This is a genomic window from Marinobacter sp. UBA2498 (assembly GCF_002341575.1).
Taxonomy (GTDB): Bacteria; Pseudomonadota; Gammaproteobacteria; order Pseudomonadales; family Oleiphilaceae; genus Marinobacter; species Marinobacter manganoxydans.
In genome coordinates this window covers 46453-47273 of the sequence record NZ_DDOI01000136.1, presented here as the reverse complement: position 1 = coordinate 47273, position 821 = coordinate 46453, and the positions used below count along the sequence as shown (strand labels likewise).

1 protein-coding gene and 1 pseudogene are annotated in these 821 nt (G+C 58.7%); both read right to left on the bottom strand.

The genetic code is table 11. The features are described 5' to 3' along the window. Nucleotides 1-462 (bottom strand): pyridoxal-phosphate dependent enzyme (locus B2W52_RS18825; RefSeq protein ID WP_286803890.1); only part of this gene is annotated, 462 nt, incomplete at its 3' end. 38 nt (nucleotides 463-500) lie between these two features. Beyond that, nucleotides 501-821: pseudogene (locus B2W52_RS18820) on the bottom strand (TonB-dependent receptor); the annotation flags it as partial.

The following is an 821-nucleotide window of genomic DNA, read 5'->3' as shown; positions in this document are numbered from 1 at the left end:
AACGTCGATATCGAACAGAGAGCCGGCAAAGGACAGCGATGTGCCCCACTGCCCTGCACCGGTTTCGGTGGTAAGGGTGCGAATGCCGGCTTCGCGGTTGTAGAAGGCCTGGGGAATCGCAGTGTTCGGTTTGTGACTGCCCGCCGGGCTGACGCCTTCGTATTTGTAGAAGATTTTTGCCGGTGTGCCCAGGGCCTTCTCGAGGCGATGGGCCCGGTACAGAGGCGCCGGCCGCCAGAGGTTGTAAACGTCGCGCACCGGCTCAGGGATCTCGATTTCCCGCTCAGTGGTCACTTCCTGTTCAATCAAGGCCATCGGAAACAAGGGCTCAAGATCCGACGGGCCCACCGGCTGCTGGGTGCCCGGGTGCAGCACGGCCGGCAACGGCTCAGGCAGATCCGCCTGCAGGTTGTACCAGTATTTCGGCATCTGGCTTTCTTCGAGAAGGAACTTGGTTTGCATGAATTAAAAATCCCTACTGTTTGTGTTGTTATCGCCCCTCAGAATACCCATTCCAGGCCCGCATAAAAAGTTCTTCCCGGGGCGGGTTCGAAATAGCCCCGGTCTTCCACAGGGCGGTTCGCGTTGGCATTTATCCGCACGTTACTGAAGTAGTCCTGATCCAGCAGATTGCGGATTCCGGCATACAGGTTCAGGGTCTGATCCGCCATCCGTACTGAATCGCCGGCACGCATACCGACCAGCCAATAGTCACTCACCAGGGTCTGGTTGCTGTTTTCGGCGTAGAACTCGCCCACATACTGCCACTCCAGAGCCGCGAAACGACCGGCTGCACCGCGCCACTCCAGCTCGCTCACCCA